This window comes from Ruminiclostridium cellobioparum subsp. termitidis CT1112, assembly GCF_000350485.1.
Taxonomy (GTDB): domain Bacteria; phylum Bacillota; class Clostridia; order Acetivibrionales; family DSM-1351; genus Ruminiclostridium; species Ruminiclostridium termitidis.
Genome location: NZ_AORV01000031.1, coordinates 20,672 through 46,070 on the forward strand (window position 1 = coordinate 20,672; position 25,399 = coordinate 46,070).

Here is a 25,399-nt window from a genome sequence, read left to right on the forward strand (position 1 = left end):
TTATTGTCAGTAATACGATTTTTTATACAATTTATGAACTTTTTAATTCAGGGCCATATCCATGGGATAATTTTGGTGGACCCTACAATTTATGACTGTAATGACGCACATTTTGACATAAAAAACGATCAGGCGGCCCTGGAAGCCGCCTGATCGTTTTTTATTGAAAATTATTAAATTTATCTGCTTTTATACTCGTATGCCGCTCTGATGAAATCCCTGAAAAGAGGATGGGGCTTGTTCGGTCTGGATTTGAATTCCGGATGGAACTGCACTCCCACGAACCAGGGATGATCCTTGAGCTCAATTGTTTCCACAAGCTTTCCGCTCGGCGAAAGTCCCGACAATACCATACCGCCCTCAGTCAATATGTCACGGTATTCATTGTTGAACTCGTACCTGTGCCTGTGTCTTTCATATATCAACTCATCTGCATAAATCCTCTGTATCATGGTGCCATCATTGATTTTGCAGGGATAGACACCAAGTCTCATGGTACCTCCCATTTCGTCGATATCACGCTGTTCAGGCATCAAGTCTATGACTGGATATGGTGTTTCACCGAATTCCGAACTGTTGGCATCATGCAAACCTGCGGCATTCCTTGCAAACTCAACAACTGCCATCTGCATGCCAAGGCATATTCCAAAGAAAGGAATCTTATTTTCCCTTGCGTAGGTTATGGCCAGTATCTTTCCTTCTATACCCCTGTCTCCAAAGCCTCCGGGAACAAGTATCCCGTCAACTCCTCTGAGATAATCGTTGACGTCGGCACTTTCAAGCTCCTCTGAGTTCACCCATTTTATTTCAACTTCCAGATCATTTCCAATTCCGCCATGTCTCAATGATTCTGCCACACTGAGATATGCATCATGCAATTCAACATATTTGCCGACGAGGGCTATTGTCACCGAACCTTTGGGGTTCTTCTGCCTGCTGACCATCTCTTCCCACTCGGAAAGATCAGGTTCATTGCAGTTAAGTCCCAATCTCCTGCAGACTGTTTTGGCAAGTCCTTCTTTTTCGAGCATTAAGGGAACTTCATACAATACCTCGGCATCGAGATTCTGAACGACAGCGCCGCCCGGAAGATTACAGAAAAATGCTATTTTATCCTTCAAATCCTGTGAAAGGAACTTTTCAGTTCTGCAAACTATTACGTCGGGTTGAATTCCCAGGCTGATCAATTCTTTTACACTGTGCTGGGTGGGTTTTGTTTTGAGTTCACCTGACTTACCCAGGAATGGAACCAGGGTAACATGAATGTACATTACATTTTCTCTGCCAATTTCTGTGGATACCTGTCTGATTGCTTCGAGGAACGGGAGACTTTCAATATCACCGACAGTTCCTCCTATTTCGGTGATTACAACATCTGTTCTCTCTGACTTGCCTACTCTATAAATTCTTTCCTTTATTTCATTTGTAATGTGGGGTATTACCTGAACCGTGCCTCCGAGGAAGTCACCTTTTCTCTCTTTGCTGATGACCGACCAATATATTTTTCCGGTAGTCACATTGCTGTTTTTACTGAGATTTTCATCGATAAATCTCTCGTAATGCCCCAGGTCCAGGTCCGTTTCAGCTCCGTCTTCAGTGACGAAAACCTCTCCATGCTGATATGGACTCATTGTGCCAGGGTCAACATTTATATACGGGTCAAATTTTTGAATTGTTACATGCACACCTCTTGCTTTTAAAAGCCTTCCCAACGATGCCGCTGTAATTCCCTTGCCTAATCCGGAAACCACACCACCAGTTACGAAGATATACTTTACTGACATTGTTTTACTCCTCTCGACATGTTCATACGATACAATATATAGAAATGCAAAAAAAATTATATTTTAGGAATGTTGAATTATTCCTTGGTGCTCACCTCGTTATATTTTATATATTGACATACCAAAGGTCAATATATAAGTCAGATTTATTTTGAGCTAATTTCTACAAATTTAAATCACTAATTTAAGACAATTTTTCTAAAATTGCAGTGTGCTTCAACATTAAAAAAGAGGGGACTATCCCCTCTTATAATCAGCTATTGAAACAGGCTTTTTTCTATATTTATCTAATGGCAATTCCTTTAAAATAAATAAGTGATTTTCCATATTTTTATCTCCATAGATTATTATACCTTAAAATATCTGAAAGCATCAAGTACTTTGTTTATTTAACCGTCTACTATTTTTACCCAAACGGCAGTGCTTTACAAGAGTAAAAATTCCTATTCCCACACAGGCTCCAAGGCTGTCTATCAGCACATCCAGAGGCTGTCCGCTCCTGCCGGCCACAAAAAGCTGGTGGATCTCATCACTCGCGGCATACAAGACACATATGCCAAGTGCTGCGGCAAGGCCTTTCACTCCCCTGATACCGCTTTGGCGAACCGCATTGGAGGCCAGAACCGCCAGGAGCATATAAGCACTGAAATGTGCTCCTTTCCTGACCAGATGGTTTAATCTTCCCGAATCCGTTTGCACAATTTTCTCCAGGGTCTTTTGTATCAGACCTGTTATGCCAAGGCTCAGGCCGTTTGAATCCTCGGCCACCTGCGAAGACAGCCTGAATATTATCAGCATCCAGAGGAAAACCAATACCCATGAAATTGTTATTATAAACTTTTTATTCATTATGCCGTATACCCCGTTAAATAAAAAACATATGATAAAAATCATATGTTTTTATTATAGCACATTTAACTGTCAATTAATAAAATAAGTTGCTTTTTAATTCATTCTATTTTTCAAGCATATATTTATTGTACATTTCTTTAAATTTTTCAATATCTTCACTTGTAAACTTATCCAAAGCCATCTTCTGGGCTTTTTCCTTTTCCTCTTCAGTGAAGCCGCCTGCCAGCATATCCTTCAATTCCTTAATGTCACCGGTCGAGAATTTCGACATGACTATTGCAGCCGCAGTCATTTTATCCTGTGCCGTAATTTTTTTCTTTACTTCATTCAGCTTTTCAGCCGATAATGGGTTTTTTTGTTCGTCGTCGGCTTTTGCCGTTCCGGTACCTGAACCCTCTGAAGCAGCGGGAGATTTCGAAACATCTCCATCCATATCTCCCAGTTCCGGACCAATGTCCTCCAGCAGGGAAATACCTTCATCTATGGTCTCATCAACTATTTTATTCCCGATATAGTACAGCCCTGCAAAAATACCCAGAGCTGCTGCAAGCAGAATTACCAGAGTTACCGCAATAATTTTTTTCATACCTTACCTTTTTCTTTTTCTGCGAGATTTTATTTATTAATATTATAGCATATATTCAAAGTCAATTACTATCGGCTTTCAGCCGTAATTGACTTTGGTAATTTATCAGCGTATGCCCGTCAGACTACCTTGTATCAGAACGCCTTGCTGTCTCCCAGCAGTACTGGAATGGTTCTCAATATTATTTTAAGGTCGTACAGAAGACATCTTTCACGTATATATTTCAAGTCCATCCTGCACATGTCCTCAAAGCCTATGCTGTTCCTTCCGCTTACCTGCCACAAGCCTGTGAGTCCGGGTCTTACCGACAACCTCAGATTGTGCCAGCTTTCATACTGCTGCACTTCCTTCTCGATAGGGGGTCTCGGGCCCACAAAGCTCATATCCCCCTTCAATATGTTTATCAGCTGCGGAAGTTCATCTATGCTTGTTTTTCTGATTACCCTGCCCACTCTTGTAACCCTGGGATCATTCCTCACTTTGAATACAAAGCCGCTCACCTGGTTCCTGTCCTCCAGCTCAACTAATTTTGTTTCGGCATCGGCAACCATTGACCTGAATTTATAGATTTCAAACACCCGGCCTTTGAAGCCATTCCTTTTCTGTCTGAATAAAACAGGCCCTCCCGAATCCAGCTTGATAAATACCGCAACAGTGAGGAAAACAGATGAAAGAAGGACAAGTGCCGTAAATGAGACAATAATATCAAAGCTCCGCTTTAAAAGCTCATAATAAAAGGGCACATTATCAAACAATGCCCTTTTCTCAACAATATTTTCAATTGTAAACTTATTATTTTTCATATTTTGTTTTTCCTTTCAAACAGAAGTGCCTGTTCCAGCTGCTAGTTTTGAAGCAAAGCTGCGCCGGAATTTCTCCAGTCGTAAGGCTTGCTCATATTTGGAATAAAAACATTATCGTGGTTTTCATCCAAAATCTTTTCCGCATTGCTGTGAAACAGCATAACTGCAGTCTCCTTGCCTGCCCAGCGCACCACGGTACTGTACGCCTCCAGATACCACTTTGAATAATCCTCGGCACAGTGGGCATTTGAGGCAACCATATCAACCAGCCTCATCCGGATAAGCTTCTTTGTGTATTCCTTTACTTTTCTCCCGTAAACACCGAGGATGCTGGCCGCATCCACCTGTATATACGAACCTGCCTTAATGAGAGAAACAACACTTCCAAAGTCCCTCAAAAGACTTCTGTTCCTTTCGATATGCGCAATTACCGGAACAATTTTATGTAAATTCAACTCATAAACACTTTCTACACACTTCTCAGGTGATACCCGGTACGGAAATTCAAAGAGCATTAGTCCTGATTTGTTCAGGCCGGACTTTACCCGGTTTATAAAATGGAAATTTTCCCCCTGTTCAACATATATTTCGTAAGCAAGTTTGATATCCACATCATAAGCCTTTGCCCTGTACAGGAGCTCCTGATAATTATTTTCAACCCGCTCAAGCTCGTATACTGTTTCATGGAAATGAGGAGTTGCAACAATTGTCCGTATTCCTATACTATCGGCTTCCTTAAGCATTTCCACCGACTGTTCCAGGCTTGAAGGGCCATCATCAACACCAAAAATTATATGACTATGCACGTCAATCATTAATACCATATCCTTTCGCATTTAACATATCTCAAAATTGATTTTTACAGATAAATTTTATAAATCCGGGCATTTAAGCACTCACACTGCGGCTGTTCAATCAGGCTTTCTAAATTCTTCAGCCAGTCTGCCGTCCTTCAGCTTAAAGATCCGTGAGCAGATACTTAATGCACCCGGCCTGTGGGTTATAACTATACAGGTTCTCCCCGGCTGCATATCACGTATACTTTGAAGCACCTTCCTCTCGGAATTTATATCCAGTGAGGAGGTGGCTTCATCCAGTATCAAAACGGGGCTCTTTTTCAGCATTGCACGGGCTATGGCAATCCTTTGGGCCTGCCCCTCCGACAACCCCAAACCCTTCTCTCCTATTACGGTAGCCAGCCCTTCGGGCAGCTCACTTATGAAATCCAGAGCACAGGAGGCTTGCAGGGCACATTCCATCTGTTCCCTTGTGGCTCCGGGCCAACCTGCCGTCAAATTTTCGGCAATAGTCCCGCTGAAAAGTGTATTGCCCTGCGGAACATATGACACATACTCCCGGGCAGCCGCGGAAATGCTTATCCTCTGCCCGTTCAAGTCCACAAACGCAGCCTCTCCCGCATCCGGCCTTACCAGTGACAATATCACTCTTATAAAAGTCGTCTTGCCCTCTCCGGAGGGTCCCACCAGTCCCACTATCTCCCCGGGATTAATACTGACCGATACATTTTTTAATACGGGTTTATTCCCCTGATAGGAATAAGTGACATCCTTAAAGACAATCCCCAACGCGGTACAGCCCGGCAGCTTTTTAACCTCTGCAGCTTCCATGGGAAGCTCCTCAAGCTCCATGAGCCTGGAAGCCGAGCCTATGGCCGCAATAACCTGCGGAAGTGTGCCCGACAGTCCGATGAACGGTCCCTGGACCTGTTGAACCAGCTGTAAAAAAGCAGTTAAAGTACCAAAGGTAGCTGCTCCGATACTTAATTTATATGCCCCCCAGCAAAAAGCAGAAAAGTAGCCTGCCCAGTACCCGAAGCCCAGCACCGTTCCTGCCGCCACACCGGTGCGGTTCCGCCGGATGACCCAATGCATTCTGTTTGTATGAAGATCACCTATTTTCTCTAGGCTTTTATTCTCCATACAGAATGTCTTTACAACCAGAATATTTTCAATTGCTTCCTGAATAAAAGATTTGTAGGCGCTTTCGGTCTCCTGAACTTTTATATGAATGTCCTTCAGCTTCTTGCCCAAAATTTTGCTGAGGAGGACTGTAACCGGCCCCAGTATGAAGGCTAAAAAGGCCAGGGCAGGTTCATATACAAGCAATGTTGCAAATGCGGCCGCCAATTGGAATCCCAGCGAGATTATGCCCGGAAGAGTGCTTATTACGCAGACCGCAACATTGCCCACGTCACTCGACAATCTGGTCAATACATCTCCGCTGTGATATCTGGTCAGCTCAAGCCACCGTGTGGAAACCACCCTGCTGAAAAGCGCCTGCCTCATACTGTTTGACAGCTGTTCCTGGGTCCTGGCGGTTATCATGGATGTAAAGGCTCTGACTGCCAGGTTTGCAATTACAATACCTCCAAAAAGTGCGGCAAAAAGAACTGTTCTGGATAAAATCCCGGCTACGGCAGTATCAATTACATTTTTTGAGAGTATTGCAACCAGTACGCCACTGAGAGCACTGATTGTATTAAGAAAAATTATTAATATTATACTGCCGGTAAAATTTTTTGATTTTCGCACAATCCATGCGATATACTCCAATAATTTTGTAAATTCCTTATGTATTCTCAATTTTACACCTTCTGCTTTTTACCTTCTTTTTACCTTCTTTTTACCTTCTTTTTACCTTCTTTTTTATATTTCCTAAAATTCTTATAACCCTGAGAATATACCGGCGGACAGGTATGATATTCAGCCAGGCCAATGCTAAAAGCTTAAATACCGGCTGATCACAGCTGATATCACGCCCATTCCGCCTCACCGACCCGGCCTTTGCCAGCAGCTGTTCCGGGAATACCGGTCCTTCAATCCAGCTCTGGGCATCGCCTATCATAAAGAAGGTATTAGCTTTTTTTCGCTGCACCCTGTGTAAAACATATTCTCCCGTAACCCGGCGAACCAGCACTATATCGCCTTTTTCAACAGCCTTGAAGTTGGTTCCCACAAGTTCCACACAGTCCCTTTCTTCCCGCAGAAATGGGTACATGCTCATTCCGGTTACTGTTATCCGGACTTTACTGCCCATTTGAATGAGCTCCTGTACAACAGGGAATATTTCTCCGGCTTTGACTTTCAGTGTTTCACACATTCATAAACCAACTCCATAGCTTTCTTTTCAGGCGTACACGTGAGTAAATATACAGGCACCTTTTGCAGGATCATATCCAGTACCGAATAAGCCTTTTCCATAAGTTCTCTGTCAAAATAAGGCAGAAAAGCCCTTGGCATTAAGCAGGGCAGAGCCTCAAGGGGGGATAATTTTGAAATACTGTTTTGGGGAGCCTGTCTCAAAACCACTATTGCTCCCACAGGTACCTGAAGGTTTGCAAATTTATCGGAGGACCCACTCCACGGAGTACCGCAAAGTGTGGGAATTCCATCAAAAAACCGGACAGCCGGTGTATCGTCATTGACAACAGTTACCTCATCCCCAAGGTACTTTTCCCACAGGCGGACATGTGTTGATTTCCCCGTCCCGGACGGTGCGGTAAATAAAATGCCCCTGTCCCTCCAGGCTATGGATGAGGCATGTATAACTATTCCGCCCATGTTTATAAGCCTGTTCCTGAAAATTATACCCATGAGCATGAATGAATAATATTCCATCCAATCTCCGAATTCTGCTTGATTCCCGGATTTATCAAATTTGATATCAAGGCACCTGATTATATTACGGCTCCAATCCTTATTTATATCCATATGGGCCATAATATCCCTGCCGGCCGTATCCAGCCTGAATACATGAAAACCGCCATTATCATCCTTTTTCATCCATTTGACAAATTCATCAATAACAATTTGTCCCTCGGGTTTTTCAATATGATGGCATCTCCGGATTTCGGCAAATAAATCTATACGGTTGGGATTGCTGTCCTCAAATATTTTTAACCTGTTGAGCAGGTATTTGTTGTCACCACGTATATCCAGATTGATACCTGCAATTTTGTATGTATTACCAGTTTTCATATGCTTCCTCGTCTTTACGGTTTATGGGTAAAACAAATCGGAGGGGGGTCCCGTTTTTGGACAGCCCCTCCTTAACAGCAGTATCAGGGATGCAGGCCGGTCCATACAGGGTTTGAACACTGTCCGGTCTCATAGCATTTACTCCCCGGATTGGCCAAAAGTTCTTCGGTATGGAGATCAAAAAACTTGATAACCGGTTTCTGGTAGCTTTTCATCACTTCACCTCCATTTCATAAATGTCTGTACGTAACCGGTTGTCAATTGGAGGAATTAAGTGCAACAAGATCGGTACGGTGCTCCCACTCTCCTGTTACCGGGTTCAAAACCCAACCCTCGTTGGTAGGGCAGCTGCCGGTACAGCTGTTGGCCAATCTCTCCTCGATTTTATAACTTATGCACTCTAAAAAGGGCTTAACATATTTTCCCATGACTTCACCTCCCGGATATATTTTTATTGGCTTATCAATAATATGCAGATTGCAGGGCCTGCATGCTTAAAACCCAATACCTGCTTACTGCCTCACAAGTCCGGTCTTTAGCCGCAGCCTGTTTCTGGCAGTATCACACAGATAGGCTGCAGGTTTATCAAAGGCACCCGTTTCTGTCATCAATCTGGCCGGGCAGGACATGCAGTACTCCCTGATATCGCACTGCTGACATTCCCTGCAGGCCGGAATCTCCAGGCAGTCCTTTTTCAGTCTTTCCCAGGCCGCCGCGAAACCTTCCTCGCCTATCCTCTCACAGGGTATATCCAGCAGTCCGCAGGGCGTCAGATACCCCTTCCAGTTTATCCAGAAGCCGCATTTACCGGCCTGGCATTTAAATGCCGACTTTACGGTTTCACCGCTGCTTTTCCGGCCTTCATCCGCCTTTGCCGGCCCCTGCTCCGGGGTCTCGGGATTTACTTCAATATTTATTTCCCCATTCTGTTGTTCTATTTCCAGTTCATATTGAGCGGTCTGTTCGGGAGTCAGCCTTGTTTCCAACGGGTTATTGCCGCACCCCGGTCTTGCAGGTGATACATAGTTCACCACTCCCAGGCCGCTTCCGAAGCTTTCGGCAAGTGCCTTCAGCTGTCCGAATTCCCTGAAATTGTCCTGTGTAACCGTTGTTCTGACGCTCACAATGATATTTTCATTCTTTAATGCCTCTATCCCCCTTATGGTTTTTTCATAGCCTTCCCCATGCCCCGTCACTTTCTCATAGGTTTCGGGAGATGCTCCGTAAATTGATACACATACCTTTGAAGGTGGAATCATCCCAAGCCATTTTGCCTTCTCGGCAGTTATGAGGCTGGCATTGCTGTATATGGTCATATTAAAGCCCATCCGGGAATACGCCTCATATATCTCCTGAAAATCGTTTCTTAAAAACACCTCCCCGCCCGTTAAAGTCAACAAAAATAGCCCGGCATCCCTGCTTTGCTCACCTATCCTTATCCATTCCCCTGCGTCAAGCTCGGTGGCAATTGCAGCTTTATTGCCGGGAGAGTGGCAAACATAACACATTTTACAGTTGAAGTTGCATCTCGAGGTCAGTTCGAAAGCCGCAGAAACGGGTATTCCTCCTGCGGCTGCATTTATTGAAATTCTGTTGTTTATCTCAGCCCAACCGGCACACAATCTTTTCATCCCCCCAGTTTAATTTATTAATCAATTAAATCCCTGAATCTCATGCTGTCTATAAATTCCCGTATATCCTTTCTGGCAGTCTCAGGATCAATGTCATATTCACCGGTTATATGCTCCACAAGCTCGTTTTCCGACACCTCCTCCTCCATTTTGTTCCACAGGAAAGCTCCGCTTTCGCTCAAGGTTATAATTCCGTTGAACTCAACCACTCTTTCCCCCAGAGGAACAACCACCGCCTGGCCTGCTATCTCACGCAGCATGAATCCGCTTTTAACCTTCATACCATAACCTCCCTTTGCTGAAAATTTCCTATCTCCTGTTTCCTCTGCCCAGGAAACCTCCAAACCAATTGCCCAGTCCCCCCCAGAAGAAGCCCCCATGCGAATTTCCCCAACCTACAGGCGGTTTATAATCAAAACCACCCCCGTGTGAATCGTCAGATCCGGAACAAGCTATTCCCTCCTCTGTCCGGAGCTTAATAAATGTAAATGCCGGTTTTACATAACTTTTCATAGCTACCTCCACATTTCCATACTAAATAAATTTTTACTTTAAATTGAGCCAGAGCAAAAGCTCATTCCGCTCCCGGGCTGTTTGGGCCAAATCTCCATCCAGAAATATTTCTTTTTTTGTTTTAAAATCAAAATCCCTCCTCAGAAATCCATAGGATATTCTTTGCAACCAGGCCAGGGGCAGAAGATATGGATGTACTTTTAAATAGGAGTAATAGGGCCTTTGGGACAGTTTTGCACGGGATGGGAAAAGAAGCAGGAATGCATTAACGACCCTGTTCTTATAACACTTCTCTTTTTTGCCGGTATTTCTGATGACTGCATTTACAGCAGCCCGGTCCATATCATACTGGCCGAATACGCCGCCCTTGAGGATATCCTTGACAAAGCTGTCAAGCTGTTTGCACCGGGTCATATCATCACCCTTTAAAACTTCAGGCACATCAATCCTGAAAAACCGGCTGCAAACCTGGAAAACAGCAAACAGAAATTGCTTTATGCCGTATTCTTCCGACTTGCGGAGAACCCCTTTCCAATCTATCACAGCTTTCTTTGCCTGATAAACCACAACAAAATCGCAGAGCTGCCTTAAGCCAAAACCTTTATATATCAAATGGGTGGCCATATGTATGCACATATGCAGGATTTGCATATCCCATGACAGTATTTTTGCTTTTGAATTGCCCAGAGATATTTCAAGCAGATTTTCCCAGAGCTCCTGATGGAATAGATCATTGTTTTTAATAAATTCATAGTCCGATAAAAGCCTGTGCAGTTCAATGGGCACAGTATTCCTCCCGGCAAATTCCACATGCCTGGTATTTGTACTGTCGATGATTCTATAGCCCATCAGCAGCAGTACTTCCGACGCCCTTTCCATGTCCTCCTCATGTACCAGGATATCCACATCTCCCATGGTACGCAATTCAGGGTCAGGATAACAATTTTTTATGGCCATGCCCTTCAACAATATGGCTGCGATCCCGGCTTCGCCGAAAGCCCTGCATACTTCTCCGGTCCGCAGTTCATCCACACAGGATTTGATTCCGCAAGCCATGGCTTCAATATGCCATTTTTCAAGGGTATCCAGGCCCGGACCTTTTTCAGGCTCCAGCTCTTTCACAACTGGATATATGAGGGTGTGGACCCCATGTGCCACCGCTTCATGATAGACAGCATTCCAGTCGACATATCCCATTTTGTGCTTTTCAAGACAATCATCAATTTTAAAACCGCCCCCGGTCAGAGCTGCCCAAAGCAGCTCAATTAAGATTTTGTGATTTGCCTCCACCCTGCAACCTCCTCTCTGCTTTTTTGCCGCTTTTACTCAAGCTTTTATAAATATTTTTGGTTTCAACAGCTATCCTGTCCCAGTTGTATTTATGCAGGATATAGGCCGATGCCCTTTTCCTGACATTTTCCACTTTGCTTTTATCCTTTATGAGCAGGTCTATTTTGCTTGAGAGATCTTCAACCTGGGATTTCTCAAAACTGTACCCCATTGTCCCTATCACATCCGTATTTTCGGTAATATCGCTTACAAGGCAGCAGCAGCCGTAGCTCATTGCCTCTAAAAGACTGATGGGAAGCCCTTCCACATCCGAAGGCAGCACATAAAAATAAGCGTTGCTGTATAGCTCGGCCAATTCCCTGTCTCTGACAAAACCCGTGAATATTATATTTTCGTTATCCCTGCTCAACTCTTCCAGCTGCCTGCCATAGTCACTGCTGTGGCTCAGCCCGCCGGCTATGACCAGTTTCTTATCGGTATCCGCTCTTTTGTATGCTTCTATCAGATAATGGGCACCCTTTTCGGGAACTATTCTGGCAAGAAATAAAATATATTCATTATAATCCAACCCATATTTCTCTTTTATTATCAGGGGTTTAAGCATATCGGGCCGTTCAACCCCGTTAGGAATATACACCGCATCCTTCCCGTATTTTTCCTTATAATAATTAGCCAGATTTTTCGAAACGCTGATCAGTTTATGTGAGAATTTGGCTGCCGCATATTCACCGAATTTGAGATAGGCCGAAGCAAGCCTTCCCCATTTCCCCCTCTGCCAGTCCAAACCATGTACGGTGCAGACAACCTTTTTTCCGAAAATCCGCGGAAGGAATGACAGGGTGGAGGGGCCCAAAGCGTGATAGTGAAATATGTCACAGCCCGACAATAATGCATGTATGGTAGCTGTAAAAGTATGTGTAATAGCATCCAGGTGCTTTGTATTGATAAATGGAGTGAATTTCAAGGCAGTTCCGCAATATTTTTTGTTCTTTGGGGCCATATCACAGTAGTTCTTCCTGCAATAGACCTCCACTTCATAACCAAGGCAGGCCAGCCTTTTAGAGATTTCTTCCACATGGATCTCTATCCCGCCGGCTCTTGACGGAATCCCCTTTTGTCCTATCATTGCTATTTTCATTTCCCTGTTCTCCCTCTGCTCCTGCTTTTTGTTATAAATTTCTGCTATCTCTTCTGAATCAGTTCAGCCGCAGCTTGCTGATTTTTTTAACAATCCTGCTTATATAGTTTTGTTTTATATAGCTGAATTCGGCTGTTTTTCTCAAAAAGGCGCAGAACAAAATGTTCGGAACCAGACCGCAAACCAGGACTTTTACAATAAATCCTGCCAGGGTGACCTGGGTATTCCATTTTGTAAGCATATATACCGCTGCCCCCGAGACAGCCATGATCAGGAGGTACATAAACTGCTTTTTAAAATAATCCGCAGATTTCTTTTTAAAATATATTTTATAAAGCATCAAAGGCTCATACCAGAAGTTGGTACACAGCCTGGATACAGGAGCAGCCAGCAATATTCCCCCCAGACCTGCCAGCCTGCCGAGTATTACCGATATTACAATGTTTAATGCCGCTGTTACCATGAATACATATTTTGTGTGTTTGAAAAGCCCCACACTGTCCCTGAATATCCAAACGGGATTGATTATCCCCATTATATAGAAATTAAGTATTATGGCCCCCACCGTTAGCCTGTCAAGTATATATTCACTGCCTATCCACACCGTAATAAAATCGTTGAACAGTATGAAAAGTGCTATTGCCGAAAAGCCGGTTATCCAGAAGGCAATGAAGTTGAGAACATTGAAAATACTGCATTTGTGTTCAGGCTCTGCTGATATATTCAGGTTTCCTATGCTGGCATTCATTGATGAAAATATTATATTGATAAATAATAACAGTGCGGTGATATACATACCGTAGTTTGAGTAATATCCCACCCAAACCGTTCCTATCATTATGGAAATCATTATGTTGGTTGAATTGTTAAGCAGTACCCCGCCCAGCTTATAGAGAAAAAGGGATTTGATATTATCGAAAACGACCCGCCTTTCATCTTTATCGAGAACATCCCTGCCGGTAATATATGGATACAGCTTCACTGCCTTCCTTGAAAGAAAATAATTATTGCCGAATGTGCACAGTATCTGCGCCGCCAGATAATATAAAAAGCTGTGAGTGGCAACAAGCAATACCGACTGCAGGATGAACTGCACTACGTAAAAGGCAAAGTAATAAATCTTTGTAATATACATTTTCTGGTCGGCATTGACAATCGATGCCCTGTAGGAGAATAGATACGAGAATACCGAATTACACAAATATAGAACATAATATATTGTTATATCCGCTATTGCCTTTTCAGTATTGACCAATAAGGGCAGGAAGGGCACCAGTATAAGCCCGGCAGCCGCAACTACCCCCGCGACAATGAGATACAGCTTCCTATAGTACTGCATTATGGCTGCAACCTTTGGCCTGTCCTCCCGGCTAAGGGGCTTGTAGAGCGCATACATTATGGCATTTCCGATGCCCAGCTCAGCCAGTGAAAGCACAGTCAGTATATTGTTGAACAGTCCGTTTATTCCAAGGTACTCCACTCCCATGGTTTTGATGAATATTGTCCTTGAAATAAAATTGAGGAGGGTTATCAATACCTGGTTGACAAGCCCCACCGAAATATTCCTCATTGAATTAAAGGTTCTTGTCTCTCCCGACGTATTGCTGCCGTATTTTATCTTATTCCGGATAAAGCTGTTTATACAACCACCTTCCCATCCTCCAGCAGCATGGCAATCTGAGCGAACCTGGATTTAACCTGCTGATTATCATAACTGCAGTTTTGAAGTGAATACAATTCAGGAATATACTTTTTTACATCCCGGCAGTCGTCTAAAAAACGGATGTAATTCAAATCCCTGATCCACTCATAAACACCCTTTACCTTATGGTTATAATTGCTGAGGGCAATACAGGGCGTTTCGGTAATGGCACAAAAAATCATTCCGTGCAGCCGGTCTGTGATAACAAGCCGGGAACTTCTGAATTCACTTAATTTCATTTCAAGTTCGGTGTTCCGGCGGGTCAGGGGTATATGCTCACAACTGCTGATGGTATCGGTATATCTGATTGAACCGGTATACTGCCTGCAGCTCTCAATGAGTTCTGCACACTGGGCCTGGGTGAGACTTTTTTCAACATCATTTCTCAGGCAGATCAAAATACCGTCCCGTTTAAGCCGGGGACCGGCTCTGTTTAAATAAAGTACGGCATCCGGTTTTAAATAAACCCTGTTGTTGGGATATGCATTTTTCATTATTTCATAGGAATACTTTTCCCGTGCAATGATATGCAGGTCCTCATGAGCGGAATATATCCCCCTGGATCTCTCGAACTCACGCCTTCCGTATTCACTGTCACCATAGAATATGGTCTGGGGCATTATGACTATCCTGTTATGAGGGAACTGTTTTATGATAAGACGGATCAGTTCTTCATAAAAGAACCATTCCACCCCCATGCTCCCCCCGCCGTTAATTAAAATAACGTCCTTCTTATTTATAAATTTTTTAATGCACCTGCAATGCTTGTTGTACATGTCAAATGAAATCTCGTATATCTGATAATCCGGCAGCTCCCTTTCCAGAAACTCCAGGATGGCGGCTGCAATTGCATGATCTCCGAGGTTGGAGTGTTCCGGAGTCCCAATTAAGTATATTTTTTTACCGGCTTCTCTGCTTTTATAAGCCGGATAATTTTTAAAATAGCCATACAGGCCTATCAAACCCCTGAATATTTTTTTTGCCATGGGCCGAAATGCTTCCGGAATGAATTTTCGCACTATTTTTGTCATATTCAAGACAGTCACCCCTGTTCAATATATAATGTTTCCCTTATGCTTTGAAAAGTGTCAGACTGCTTGTACCGACCTCTTTACACGGGTTTGAATAGACATGTCGTATATTCCGGTGAGGGTGTCTATGTATTTATCTATGGAAAATTTGTCAATCTTGTCAAAACACCGGCTTGAAAACTTTTGGAGCAGCTCTTCATTGCAATACAAATAGTTGATTTTCTCGGCCAGATCCTCCGCATCTGCCGGATTGAACAGCAACCCGTCGGAACCGTCGTCGATCAGCTCGGGTATCCCGCCTATCCTGGCCCCGATGACAGGAGTACCGTACATCTGTGATTCCAATATGGACAGCGGACAGTTTTCATACCATTCCGAGGGGCAGACCGAAAACAGCGCCTCTTTTATGTATTTTTTCAGTTCTTCTCCCTGTTTAAAGCCCAAAAACTCAATATTTTTAATTCCCGCCAATTTATATTCCAGTTCTCCGCAGCCCACAAAAACAAATTTTATGTGAGGAAGCCTGGAACAGGCCTCCGCCAATGTGCTTATGCCCTTTTCATTTGCTATTCTTCCAAAGTATAAAACATAGGGTTTCTTTGTCCCCCCTGCCATTCCCACTTTCTCATCCACAAAATTGTGCAGGACAACGATCTTGTCGGCCGGAAGGCCTGCCTGCATTTCAGAAATTTTGTCCTTTAAAAAATTGCTGGGCGATATAAAGCAGTCAATGAGCCGGTAAGCCCTCAATTTCCGGTATATAAAGCTTTCTGCGGCCCCCATGGCACTCTTGGCAAGTGAGTTGTCAATGCATTTTTGTACGATGCAATTCAGGAACTTCCCATCCCGGCACTTTTCACATGTTCTATTGTTCATATCGTTAAAAAGCTTATGATTGGGACAGACTATCTGCGGGTCGTGAAGGGTCTGAACCACCGGAAGGTTGTATTTCCTTATGGAATACAGTATGGAAGGTGTGATCTGATAATTGTAATTGTTGAGGTGAACTATGTTTGGCCTGAAGTTGCGTATGACTTTATCAATTTTCTTTTTTGCCTCAACCGAGTAAATGATCCTCAGGGGATACAGGCCTTTCTTCAGAACGCTGCCTTTAAAGTCAAGCTTCCTTGTACACAGCCCCAGGCTGTTCCCCACAATATTCCTCGAATCCTGCATACCAAAGAATTCGACTTCATGTCCCAATTCCTTCATCCGTTTAAAAAGCTTGAATATGTATGTCTCACTTCCGCCGCGGTTAAACAGGAACTTGTTGACCACCAGTATTCTCATTAATTTGTCTCCTGTAATTTAAAATTTTTTCCAGCACTTTTCAATGCCTTTCTCTATCTCTCTGATAACCCTGCACACTCTTTATTAAGGATAAGCTCAGGCAGTATGGGATTTTTCGGCATAACCGTCCTTAGTCCGTCCCTCATCCAGGTTTATAAACCCGTTCTCCTTCAAGCTGTAACCGCCGGCCAGTTTATGCTTCAACACCCATAGGGCGGGTATCCAGATTTTCTGTTTCATTGCGGGAGCAGCACTTCCTATCATCCAGCAATTTCTGGGACATTTTTTCACCATATTCCTCACTTCTTCGGCCTCCGGTGAATTCCATATTTCATCCCATTCCTTATTATGGAGGTTCCCCATTGACATTTTTTCAGCACTTCCGTTACAGGGCAGCACATCCCCGAAGGGATCGACAAAAAAGCCGTTGCTTCCCATATTGCAGGGCAGATATCTTTTATTTCCGTAGATGTAATTTATTAATCCGTGATTAAAGTACGCCCTGAACCACTTTTTGGGCGATCCGGATTTAAGCAGTTTATTTATAAGCTCCTCGAAGGCCTTTGAAACCTTGAGTTTATCCTCTATTTTGTTATCTGTTTTTCTGAAATAAAAAGAGTTATGTAAAGCAGCCGTTGCAAACTCCATCCCCAGCTCGTCGGATAATTCATATAAAGGCAGCAGGTCCTGAGCGTTCATTTCCTGTACCGTACACCCGAAGCCCACATCCCTGTGTCCCTCGGCTACAAGCTTTTTCAGGGTGCCGTATCCCCTTTTGAACCCTTCCGGTATCCCCCGTATACGGTCATTTGACTCCTCAAGTCCCTCAATACTTATCCTGATTCCAACCCTGGGGTATTCCCGGCACAATTGCAGTATCCTGTCGGTGAAATAGCCGTTTGTGGAAATAACAATCCTTTTGGTTTTTTTATAAAGTTCACCTACAATTTCACTTATGTCATTTCTAATAAAGGGCTCACCACCTGTAATATTCACAAAGGACATTGCAGGAAGCTTTTTTATTATATCCGTTCCAAGTTCTTCCCCGGGTTTGCTCGGGTCCTTGAAGCAGTCGCACATGTTGCACCTGGCGTTGCAGCGGTAGGTTATTATTACTGATCCGTATAATAATGTGGATTTACTCATACCAGACTCCCCCAACTTTCATATTTTTTTAAGTCAGTTACTATCGGCTGAAAGCCGACGGCTTTGAACAGTAATTGACTTTGGTAAGGTTCTCAATTTTATAGCAGAAAACTTTTAAACCGGTAAGCAATTTTTTTGAAATCCAATGCAGTCCGCATAAGACATTGATGCTCATTCCGCTTTTCAGAAGATATAGGGCCAGCCTCTCGGTTTTCTTTAAATCACGGCTTTGCATGGCGGTATGATAATTATTTAAAACATTATTCTTCAAATCGGTAAGTATCCGGGAGTATTTGCTTTTATGCATGCCTGCTTCATACATAAGCCACAGGCTGGCCAGTGCAAAAAAGGTTTGAGCCTCCATATCATATATGCCTCCCCTGCTTTTTGAAAAATCCACAAGCTTCCGGCACTGTTCCACAAACTGGAGCTTCTTTACACTAAAACCTGAGTTTACAATGCTTCCCGGTCTCTGGACATAATAATATTTGGGTTCACTCCTATATATTACGGTTTGGGAACTGTCCAAAAGCTTGTACGTTACGGCGATGTCCTCATATAACTCGTTTTCAGGAAACCTTATCCGGTCAAAAAGTACTCTTTTATAGAGCTTGTCACAAACATAATTTTCAAAATGTTTTCTGCCCAACAGAGTTCTGATGGCCTCCTCATTGTTCATGCATCTGCATACGCCGCCGGGCTTGGTATGACAAATGCGTCCATCTTCATATACAAAATAAAATGAGCATATGGATATATCAGCCCCATATTTTACAAGGTTTTCATACAAAAATTTGTACATGTCTTGAGCAATATAGTCATCTGAATCTACAAACCCCACATATTCACCTTTTGCAGCATCCAGGCCGGTATTTCTGGCAGAGGAAAGCCCTCCGTTTTCTTTTTCGATAAAAACAATACGGTGGTCCTTTCGGGCATATTCCCGGCAGATTTGTCCTGAATTATCAGTTGATCCATCATTTACAAGCACCACCTCAAAGTCCTGAAATGTCTGGGACAATATACTGTCCAGACACCGTCTTAAAAATTGTTCCACATTATAAACAGGGACAATTATGCTTATCTTTGGCATTCCAAATCACCTTTTTTTATTATTTTACTTGCGTCATTATGCAAGTGATTTACCGGCCTTGTCTGGCTTACAGCCATACCTATGATCATAAAAAGATTTACGCTGTAGTAATTGGCAAAACTGGATTCCGAAGTACTGGATACCAGCAGATAAATAAAAGGGATCAGACAAAAAAGCAGTATATTTGAATCAAATTCCCTCAGTTTTTTTATTAACAAGGTAAACTGCAGGATTACAAGTATAAACAGAAACAGGCCCATATACCCGAATTGACCCAATATCATAGGCCAAAAAGTATCGGATATGAAAAACGGATTATTTTTTGTCAGCCCCCAGGTGCTGCTCAAATTATACATATAATACAGCGGAGAATAAGCGGCCCCTGATATGTAAGACCCGAATGTACCCAAGCCCGAACCCATAGGAAAATAATCATTTGCTATTTTAATACCGGTTGAAGTGAGCAAATTCCTCGGACTGTCATCACTGTCGAAATAATAGGCATTGATCTGGGGTATTATACACAAAATTATAACTATTGCAGCCGCTATAACAGTTACGACTTTTATATATTTAAGCTTTCTCAAGGGAGTCAGGAACAGCAGATAGATTATTACCATACCAATGGCTTTCATTCTGAAGGTGCTGACACATACAAGTATTATCTGCAATAAATATATATAATCAGTCAGCCTGTTTTCAAAAACCAGAGTTAAATATGTAAGCGTAACTACACAGAATAAGGCTAAATACGTGGGGTGGCTGAAAAAAAGTTTTTCGGAATGCATGAAAAATCTTTTATCCCCTTTTGGGAATACATTAAATATAATATCCAGTAATGTAAGCAGGAATGTAACAGCTGTTATTGTCCTGAAGGTCGCACGTATGTATTTCCTGTAGTCCATCAATATAACGCCGCCGAAACATATCCTTGCAAAAAAATATCCTCCAAGAAATTTGGAGACTATTACCAGATCGGATATTGCCGCACTCAGGCTTTGGAACTTGTTAACCAGGGAAGATATTATGCCGGTCAATATAAAAAGTATATATAGAAAAATTATGATTTGTTCTTCCCTGTATAATTTTTCGTTCTTATAAATATATAAGATGAACACCACCGGCAGAAATACAAATCCGATAAATTCGTCAACCGATTTGAACACCGGCACATACTGTTGCAGCAAATCCTGATACAGGAGGAGCAGCGTTATGCCCAGGAATAGAAAGAAGGACTTGTTTCTGTTCCGTTCATAGTATAAACTATCCATATTTTGCCCCTTTGTTGATTACTGAGTCCTTATCCTGTTTCTTGCTGTCAGTGTACAGGCTGAAATCTCCCGGATAGTATTTTTCTTCTTTCCAAAAGCAAAATAGTTTTTGACTGTCCTGATAATAGCTGTTCCTTGAAAGCATCAAGGCGTCTGTTCCGTTGAATCGGGCATCAATATATAAAATTGTAAAACCGGCCTCCTTCATTATATTGTTTGTAATAATTAGTTTTTCCAGCTGAGCGGCGTTTGGATACAGGCAAATATGTATACCCGAAGGGTCCGGTCTTTGCGTGTGCCCCCAGCCGCCGCCGGCGTTACTGCAGGTGTTTCCGGCAAACAGGATATTTCCTGTATAGGATTCCGCAGGTGAATTCCAGTATTCAAAACTATATTCACAGTTCCAAATCTTATTGTTTTTGTATGTAATATTATACTGTTTTTTTATCTCTCCGCTGTTCTGATTGGTAACCCCTGCATCATATATCTCCCATATATTGCAGCCTTCAACAAGATTATCATAAGCCTCTCCCCAGAACTCAATACCGTTTCCGTATCTGGTCCGTCTCTCATCGGTATATAAGCCGCCTCCCCCAATATAGCTGATATCACAGTTCCTGATGGTAATGTCATGTGTGCTATACCCTCCAATGCCATGTGCCGCCCCGTATTTCAGTGCCAGGCCATCATATTCAACATAGCTCTTGTTGGATTGATTGATGATGTATCTGTTTACCGCACACTCAATACTATTATATTTTTGGGAAGGATTTTCATATGAAAACAACAGGACATTACCTGTTTGGGGATCATAGTAAAACCGTCCCTGGCTGTTCAGCCCGTTTTCATTCCAGACCTTTTGTCCGCATTCGGAATTATCGAATATGATGTTTCCTATGTCCAGCTCCCCTGCGGACGTTCTCCAAATATTCAAAGCAGACTGCTCCCAGCTGCCCGTATCACTTTTATCAATTGACCCCAATATGACCGGCTTGTCTTCGCCCGGTCCATAGCCGGTATATTTTATGTCAAACCTGGCATTCCCGATCTGCGGAACCAGCTGACCCCTCCATACGTCGCCTCTTTTGAAGCAGATAATATCTCCGGGTTTAAATTTATAACTGTTGACCTTTTCCAGGCTCCTCCACGGAGCTCTCTTGCTCAGGCCGGAATTATCATCATTCCCGCTGCTGCTCACATAGTAATGGGTGGAGCCTGCTCCTTTATACCTATATAATAAAATTACAATAATAACTATAATGATAATTATTACAGCTGCAGCCAATTTTTTAGACAAATGAATATCCTCCTGTCAGCCTTTATTGTATTAAACAGATTTATACAAGGCAGGCTTTCCATATTTAAAGTAGTCCGGTGCTGAAAATAATTTTTTGTAAAATCTCTTGCTGGATTTATTGAGTATTACTCCCAGAATATGTGCATCTATTGCGTATAACTGCGTCTGGGCTTTTCTGATATCCTTGATTGTGGTACTGCCCATTTTTGCCACAAGAATTGTGGCATCGGTATTACCTGAAATGAGAAGCGCATCGGTATTACATTCCAGGGCAGGAGTATCTGTTATTACATAATCGTACTCGCTGCCGGCAACTTGCATAAAGGTGCCCAACCTGTCTGAACACAGCAGTGATACCGGGTCCCCCAAATATTTTCCCGAATCCAGAAAATACATGTTTTCGATATTTGTCTTGCATATGGCATCATTTAGCTCCACATCCCCTTCCAGGTAGCTGGAAATACCGTACGCTGTTGAATGATATGACACTTTACCGGGCTTATATTTTTTTCTCAAGTCCAGGTTGACCAATAAAGTGCGTTTACCGGCTCCGGCAAGAACTTTTGCAAGGGATGCCGAGAAAGAGGTTTTTCCTTCTCCGGGGTTGCAGCTGGTGACGGTCAAGGTTTTAAAACTCCTGTTTTTTTCAAGCATGTACAGTTTACTTATAAGGGTGGAGTAGGCGTGCTGAAGTACATTATCATCCTGGACCGTCTCAGTGAAAACCTTTGTCTGCATAAATCAATCTCCTTTTTACTAAAACCCAAGTTAAATTATTTGGCGGATTTAATATTGTACTTTGGTATGACTGCCAGCATGGGAAGTTTTGTATAATGTTCTATGTCCTCCTTGAACCTGATTCTGGTATCAAAGAAATCTGCAATGTAGATTATAATAATTGCCGTACCAATACCAATGAGCAATCCCATCAATATCTGCTTTAAATTATCCGGCTGAACCGGAGATGAGGGAAGCCCGGGTTCATCTATAACACCCACTATATCCGTCTTTGTCAGTTCCTCAAGAGTTGAAATAAAGCTGTTGGAAACAGCCAGGGAAACCCTTCCGGCTTCCTCAGCATCAGCCGAAACAGCTCTTATGACCACTATGCTGGAATTGTCCTGTGAGCTCACGCTTATCATACTTTTAAGCCGGTCCGGGTCTATTTTCATGCCGCTTAATTGTCCCTGCGACATTTCAATGACCTTTTTGCTTTTGATAATATCCTGGTAGTCGTTTGACAATTGCCTGTTGGTGAGGATATCCTGGTAATCGATTTTATTCCGGCTGCTGTCGGCGCTGCCTTTTGCCAGTGTGAATATTTTTGTGTCGGCGGCATATACCGGCACTGCCCCATAACCATATAAATATATGGTTACTCCCAGTCCTACAGCACCCAGCAAAATAATCAGCCAAAACATCCTCAAAAAAGTATATAAAAACCTTTTTAGCTCCATATTAACCTCCGTAAATCCCATAAAATTGCGTGCTTCGCCATCCTGAACAGCCAAAGTCCGTTCCGTTTCATTATCTGCTGCATATATCTCCCATATTTCCCTTTTGCGCCGAAACAGCAAGAGGGGCCTCCGGAATCCTAAGCCGGCTGAACCAATGCCACACTAAGTTCTACAAGTCTCGGTTCATTCATTATATTGAGCAGTACTTTAGCCCGGCCTTTTCTTTTATCAATGGACTTGATGCAGCCCTCCATTCCATACAGCGGCCCATCAATAACCATTACTTTTTCGCCGGTAACATATACCCTGGAATATCCAATGATTTCACAGTCGGCAGTCAGCTTGCCTATAACTTCAATTTCACTTTTATGTATCTGCAGCGGGCCGTCCTTATCCCTCAGAAATCTGATAACTCCGGGTATATCCCTGACCAAATCGTAGGTTTCATTGCCTATCATTCCATTCAAAAGAATATAGCCCGGAAACAATGTCCTGATCTTATCCTCCCATTTGCCCTCTCTGCGCTCCTTCAGCCTCCTCTTGGGGACTATCGCTCTCATCCGGCCCTGCATTCTGAAATTTATTCTGGCTTTGACCTTATCCTCTTCTCCGGTAGCTACAAAGACCGCATACCAACCCGCTCCATTTTTGTACATCATAGTTTAAACGCCGCACCTCATAAAGATATTGAAGGATTTGTTAATTTATTCCTGCTAATTTGAAATTATACTCCTCTCGGGGATTTTGTAAAATTAATACCTTCGCCATTTCCCGTTCCAAAGGGCAAATATTTTACATAATATAATAAATTAATGTATTAATCCTTGTTATAATTGGTTATCCGCTGTAATTTATTGAAATAAAAATAATCAATATCCTTTTTTGTATTTTTATACATTTCCAGGATAATATTTTGCAGCACCAAAAAAAACCTTTCAGACCCGGTAAAAGTCTGAAAGGTTTTTTATAATTTGTTTTTTATTTTATGAGCTGCGCCGCTTTTGAATAAACAGGGTCCTTGACCACCTTCATAGCCGCAAGCCTGTCGTTCAAAAGCTTTTGAGTGCAATAATCCAATACTCCGTAGCTGTAAACTTTATTATCCTTCTGGAATTTCTTGATAGCTTGGACAGTCTTATTGTCAAGAATCATATCCGGCTCATCCACCTCATATTTCAAAAGCTTCAGGATATGTTCCGCGATATATACGTCAAAATACTTCGCTCCCAGGTTGGGTTTTACCGTCAGGGATAACGGCTCCATCAGGTTCACCTGTACACTGCTTCCTGCCGGTTCCTGAGCTGTCACCTTCACATTTGGTTCTATGCCCTTAAGGTCTATGCAATCCCCGTTAGGAGTGTAATACAAACCGGTAGTCATCTTCCCCCAGCCTGCAAGCTGCGTATCATCAATCATATAGATAAAATTGCTGGCATCGGCCGATTTGATCTCATTATCTCTGTTCAGGCTTTCAAATGCTTCAAAGCTTAAAATAGGGGTAAAGGTCTGTACTTTTGCCTTGCCGAAAGTCTTTGTCCCCACTACCACCCCGGCTTTGGTATCCTTTACGGCGCCGGTCAAAATTTCCGAGGCACTTGCAGAATACTCGTTTACCAGTACGGCCAGCTTATACTTGGGCTTTTTCAGAGAGGAATAGTATGTCTCGTCTTTTACTCCCTCGTCCTTGTAATCCAGTGTTGTGATAAGCCCTTCGGGTACAAATCGCCGTGCCACCTTAACGGCCTGATCCACATATCCTCCGCCGTTATTTCTCAGGTCCAGTACCACCCTGGTAATATTTTTTTCGTCAAAATATCCGAGTGCTTCATCCACTCCGCTGTATGTATTTTCACCAAAAAGATCAATTTGTATATATCCTATATCCCCTCTTATTTCATAGTGTACTGAAGGAATATCTATTTCGGCTCTCGTCACCTCTACTCTTACAAGGTCTTTAAGACCCTGGCGTATCAAACCCAGCTTTACCCGGGTGCCAGGAATGCCTTGAATCCTGTTTGTCACGTCCTCAGCCGGCTGTCCTTCCACAGATTCCCCGTCAACCTCAGCAATCTGGTCTCCGGTAAGTATTCCGGCCTCCCAGGCCGGCGTATTCCTGAAAACCTTAATTACTGTTGCATACTTATCCTTGTCCAGGATAGCAGGCTGAATTCCTATACCTTCTATGGAACCCGAAAGACTTGAAACAAATGTATCAAATTCCTCCGAAGTCATGAATTCCGAATAATCATCCAGAGTATCAAATATACCCTTTAATGTTGTGGCTTTTTCCATTTCTTCTTCCGGAATTTGACCGTTGTACTTTTGCCTGATAATCTCCCTGACGCTTTCCAGGTATTCGGTTTGATCGTTTATCTGTGTTCCGGCGGCAAAAGTGCTCGTTGTAAAAGCAGTAAATATAATGACCAGCGTCAGTATGACCGCTGTAATTCTTCTGGTTTTGTTCATTGGCTTCAGTCCTTCCCATGCTGTTAAATTGTTGATTGCTGCTGATAATTG

General features: G+C 42.9%; 26 protein-coding genes. All 26 read right to left on the bottom strand.

Features of this window, described 5'->3' with window-relative positions; translation table 11 throughout:
* Positions 1–179: 179 nt before the first annotated feature.
* The 26 genes from CTER_RS10700 to CTER_RS10815 all read right to left on the bottom strand — a co-directional run bounded on the left by CTER_RS10700 (position 180) and on the right by CTER_RS10815 (position 25,348).
* Positions 180–1,784, bottom strand: a complete 1,605-nt coding sequence (locus tag CTER_RS10700) for a CTP synthase (protein ID WP_004625653.1) — start codon at positions 1,782–1,784, stop codon at positions 180–182.
* 372 nt (positions 1,785–2,156) lie between these two features.
* Positions 2,157–2,633: a VanZ family protein gene (locus tag CTER_RS10705; protein ID WP_040760863.1), complete on the bottom strand. Its 477-nt coding sequence runs from the start codon at positions 2,631–2,633 to the stop codon at positions 2,157–2,159.
* A gap of 106 nt (positions 2,634–2,739) precedes the next feature.
* Entirely contained in the window at positions 2,740–3,222 is a 483-nt protein-coding gene (locus CTER_RS10710) for a hypothetical protein (protein WP_004625602.1), read from the bottom strand.
* 134 nt (positions 3,223–3,356) lie between these two features.
* Positions 3,357–4,025, bottom strand: a complete 669-nt coding sequence (locus CTER_RS10715; protein WP_004625551.1) for a sugar transferase — start codon at positions 4,023–4,025, stop codon at positions 3,357–3,359.
* A gap of 41 nt (positions 4,026–4,066) precedes the next feature.
* On the bottom strand, positions 4,067–4,861 hold the full coding sequence (locus tag CTER_RS10720) for a tyrosine-protein phosphatase (RefSeq protein WP_131469414.1): 795 nt from the start codon (positions 4,859–4,861) through the stop codon (positions 4,067–4,069).
* Positions 4,862–4,936: 75 nt separating this feature from the next.
* Positions 4,937–6,628 (bottom strand): ABC transporter ATP-binding protein, encoded by a 1,692-nt coding sequence (locus CTER_RS10725; RefSeq protein WP_004625639.1) that lies wholly within the window; start codon positions 6,626–6,628, stop codon positions 4,937–4,939.
* Positions 6,629–6,668: 40 nt separating this feature from the next.
* Positions 6,669–7,145 (bottom strand): S24/S26 family peptidase, encoded by a 477-nt coding sequence (locus CTER_RS10730; RefSeq protein ID WP_004625559.1) that lies wholly within the window; start codon positions 7,143–7,145, stop codon positions 6,669–6,671.
* Complete coding sequence (locus tag CTER_RS10735; RefSeq protein ID WP_004625515.1) at positions 7,130–8,023, bottom strand: hypothetical protein; 894 nt, start codon at positions 8,021–8,023, stop codon at positions 7,130–7,132. Before CTER_RS10735 ends, CTER_RS10730 begins: the two co-directional genes overlap by 16 nt.
* Positions 8,024–8,106: 83 nt before the next feature.
* Complete coding sequence (locus tag CTER_RS29060; protein ID WP_004625618.1) at positions 8,107–8,238, bottom strand: hypothetical protein; 132 nt, start codon at positions 8,236–8,238, stop codon at positions 8,107–8,109.
* Positions 8,239–8,280: 42 nt separating this feature from the next.
* Complete coding sequence (locus tag CTER_RS28300) at positions 8,281–8,451, bottom strand: hypothetical protein (protein ID WP_004625587.1); 171 nt, start codon at positions 8,449–8,451, stop codon at positions 8,281–8,283.
* A gap of 84 nt (positions 8,452–8,535) precedes the next feature.
* On the bottom strand, positions 8,536–9,654 hold the full coding sequence (locus tag CTER_RS10740) for a radical SAM protein (protein WP_040760865.1): 1,119 nt from the start codon (positions 9,652–9,654) through the stop codon (positions 8,536–8,538).
* Positions 9,655–9,671: 17 nt separating this feature from the next.
* Positions 9,672–9,935, bottom strand: a complete 264-nt coding sequence (locus tag CTER_RS10745; RefSeq protein ID WP_004625498.1) for a PqqD family protein — start codon at positions 9,933–9,935, stop codon at positions 9,672–9,674.
* Positions 9,936–9,963: 28 nt separating this feature from the next.
* Positions 9,964–10,167 carry a hypothetical protein gene (locus tag CTER_RS10750; protein ID WP_004625586.1) on the bottom strand — a complete coding sequence of 68 codons (204 nt, stop codon included), beginning with the start codon at positions 10,165–10,167 and terminating at the stop codon, positions 9,964–9,966.
* A gap of 33 nt (positions 10,168–10,200) precedes the next feature.
* A complete protein-coding gene (locus CTER_RS10755; RefSeq protein WP_004625487.1) occupies positions 10,201–11,457 on the bottom strand; it encodes a nucleotidyltransferase domain-containing protein in 1,257 nt (418 codons plus the stop codon).
* Entirely contained in the window at positions 11,429–12,595 is a 1,167-nt protein-coding gene (locus CTER_RS10760; protein WP_004625477.1) for a glycosyltransferase family 4 protein, read from the bottom strand. The genes CTER_RS10755 and CTER_RS10760 overlap by 29 nt, the downstream gene beginning before the upstream one ends.
* A gap of 58 nt (positions 12,596–12,653) precedes the next feature.
* On the bottom strand, positions 12,654–14,150 hold the full coding sequence (locus CTER_RS10765) for a lipopolysaccharide biosynthesis protein (RefSeq protein WP_131469416.1): 1,497 nt from the start codon (positions 14,148–14,150) through the stop codon (positions 12,654–12,656).
* Between the two features lie 83 nt (positions 14,151–14,233).
* The gene (locus CTER_RS10770) at positions 14,234–15,283 is read right to left on the bottom strand and encodes a polysaccharide pyruvyl transferase family protein (RefSeq protein ID WP_165585961.1); all 1,050 of its coding nucleotides are present in this window, start codon (positions 15,281–15,283) and stop codon (positions 14,234–14,236) included.
* Positions 15,284–15,385: 102 nt separating this feature from the next.
* Positions 15,386–16,618 carry a glycosyltransferase family 4 protein gene (locus tag CTER_RS10775; protein ID WP_004625481.1) on the bottom strand — a complete coding sequence of 411 codons (1,233 nt, stop codon included), beginning with the start codon at positions 16,616–16,618 and terminating at the stop codon, positions 15,386–15,388.
* A gap of 96 nt (positions 16,619–16,714) precedes the next feature.
* On the bottom strand, positions 16,715–17,764 hold the full coding sequence (locus CTER_RS10780; protein WP_004625605.1) for a radical SAM protein: 1,050 nt from the start codon (positions 17,762–17,764) through the stop codon (positions 16,715–16,717).
* Positions 17,765–17,804: 40 nt separating this feature from the next.
* Positions 17,805–18,857 carry a glycosyltransferase family 2 protein gene (locus tag CTER_RS26960; protein WP_004625585.1) on the bottom strand — a complete coding sequence of 351 codons (1,053 nt, stop codon included), beginning with the start codon at positions 18,855–18,857 and terminating at the stop codon, positions 17,805–17,807.
* Positions 18,845–20,128 (bottom strand): hypothetical protein, encoded by a 1,284-nt coding sequence (locus tag CTER_RS10790; protein ID WP_004625474.1) that lies wholly within the window; start codon positions 20,126–20,128, stop codon positions 18,845–18,847. The genes CTER_RS26960 and CTER_RS10790 overlap by 13 nt, the downstream gene beginning before the upstream one ends.
* Complete coding sequence (locus CTER_RS10795; RefSeq protein WP_004625543.1) at positions 20,121–21,425, bottom strand: right-handed parallel beta-helix repeat-containing protein; 1,305 nt, start codon at positions 21,423–21,425, stop codon at positions 20,121–20,123. Before CTER_RS10795 ends, CTER_RS10790 begins: the two co-directional genes overlap by 8 nt.
* Before the next feature lie 30 nt (positions 21,426–21,455).
* The gene (locus CTER_RS10800; protein ID WP_004625589.1) at positions 21,456–22,163 is read right to left on the bottom strand and encodes a CpsD/CapB family tyrosine-protein kinase; all 708 of its coding nucleotides are present in this window, start codon (positions 22,161–22,163) and stop codon (positions 21,456–21,458) included.
* A gap of 35 nt (positions 22,164–22,198) precedes the next feature.
* Positions 22,199–22,882 carry a YveK family protein gene (locus CTER_RS10805; protein WP_165585962.1) on the bottom strand — a complete coding sequence of 228 codons (684 nt, stop codon included), beginning with the start codon at positions 22,880–22,882 and terminating at the stop codon, positions 22,199–22,201.
* Between the two features lie 137 nt (positions 22,883–23,019).
* Positions 23,020–23,541 (bottom strand): antiterminator LoaP, encoded by a 522-nt coding sequence (loaP, locus tag CTER_RS10810; protein ID WP_004625637.1) that lies wholly within the window; start codon positions 23,539–23,541, stop codon positions 23,020–23,022.
* 319 nt (positions 23,542–23,860) lie between these two features.
* Positions 23,861–25,348 carry a S41 family peptidase gene (locus CTER_RS10815; RefSeq protein ID WP_004625509.1) on the bottom strand — a complete coding sequence of 496 codons (1,488 nt, stop codon included), beginning with the start codon at positions 25,346–25,348 and terminating at the stop codon, positions 23,861–23,863.
* Between the last annotated feature and the right edge of the window lie 51 nt (positions 25,349–25,399).

Excerpts from the sequence above, each read along its gene's own strand:
- CTER_RS10720 (WP_131469414.1), bottom strand. The coding sequence starts at position 4,861 with ATGCGAAAGGATATGGTATTAATGATTGACGTGCATAGTCATATAATT.
- CTER_RS10710 (WP_004625602.1), bottom strand. The coding sequence starts at position 3,222 with ATGAAAAAAATTATTGCGGTAACTCTGGTAATTCTGCTTGCAGCAGCT.
- CTER_RS10760 (WP_004625477.1), bottom strand. The coding sequence starts at position 12,595 with ATGAAAATAGCAATGATAGGACAAAAGGGGATTCCGTCAAGAGCCGGC.
- CTER_RS10715 (WP_004625551.1), bottom strand. The coding sequence starts at position 4,025 with ATGAAAAATAATAAGTTTACAATTGAAAATATTGTTGAGAAAAGGGCA.
- CTER_RS10750 (WP_004625586.1), bottom strand. The coding sequence starts at position 10,167 with ATGAAAAGTTATGTAAAACCGGCATTTACATTTATTAAGCTCCGGACA.
- CTER_RS26960 (WP_004625585.1), bottom strand. The coding sequence starts at position 18,857 with ATGCCAAAGATAAGCATAATTGTCCCTGTTTATAATGTGGAACAATTT.
- CTER_RS10770 (WP_165585961.1), bottom strand. The coding sequence starts at position 15,283 with ATGGCAAAAAAAATATTCAGGGGTTTGATAGGCCTGTATGGCTATTTT.
- CTER_RS10775 (WP_004625481.1), bottom strand. The coding sequence starts at position 16,618 with ATGAGAATACTGGTGGTCAACAAGTTCCTGTTTAACCGCGGCGGAAGT.
- CTER_RS10780 (WP_004625605.1), bottom strand. The coding sequence starts at position 17,764 with ATGAGTAAATCCACATTATTATACGGATCAGTAATAATAACCTACCGC.
- CTER_RS10805 (WP_165585962.1), bottom strand. The coding sequence starts at position 22,882 with ATGGAGCTAAAAAGGTTTTTATATACTTTTTTGAGGATGTTTTGGCTG.
- CTER_RS10705 (WP_040760863.1), bottom strand. The coding sequence starts at position 2,633 with ATGAATAAAAAGTTTATAATAACAATTTCATGGGTATTGGTTTTCCTC.
- CTER_RS29060 (WP_004625618.1), bottom strand. The coding sequence starts at position 8,238 with ATGAAAAGCTACCAGAAACCGGTTATCAAGTTTTTTGATCTCCATACC.
- CTER_RS10735 (WP_004625515.1), bottom strand. The coding sequence starts at position 8,023 with ATGAAAACTGGTAATACATACAAAATTGCAGGTATCAATCTGGATATA.
- CTER_RS10730 (WP_004625559.1), bottom strand. The coding sequence starts at position 7,145 with ATGTGTGAAACACTGAAAGTCAAAGCCGGAGAAATATTCCCTGTTGTA.
- CTER_RS10800 (WP_004625589.1), bottom strand. The coding sequence starts at position 22,163 with ATGCAGACAAAGGTTTTCACTGAGACGGTCCAGGATGATAATGTACTT.
- CTER_RS10815 (WP_004625509.1), bottom strand. The coding sequence starts at position 25,348 with ATGAACAAAACCAGAAGAATTACAGCGGTCATACTGACGCTGGTCATT.
- CTER_RS10745 (WP_004625498.1), bottom strand. The coding sequence starts at position 9,935 with ATGAAGGTTAAAAGCGGATTCATGCTGCGTGAGATAGCAGGCCAGGCG.
- CTER_RS10740 (WP_040760865.1), bottom strand. The coding sequence starts at position 9,654 with ATGAAAAGATTGTGTGCCGGTTGGGCTGAGATAAACAACAGAATTTCA.
- CTER_RS10700 (WP_004625653.1), bottom strand. The coding sequence starts at position 1,784 with ATGTCAGTAAAGTATATCTTCGTAACTGGTGGTGTGGTTTCCGGATTA.
- CTER_RS10790 (WP_004625474.1), bottom strand. The coding sequence starts at position 20,128 with ATGGATAGTTTATACTATGAACGGAACAGAAACAAGTCCTTCTTTCTA.
- loaP (WP_004625637.1), bottom strand. The coding sequence starts at position 23,541 with ATGATGTACAAAAATGGAGCGGGTTGGTATGCGGTCTTTGTAGCTACC.
- CTER_RS28300 (WP_004625587.1), bottom strand. The coding sequence starts at position 8,451 with ATGGGAAAATATGTTAAGCCCTTTTTAGAGTGCATAAGTTATAAAATC.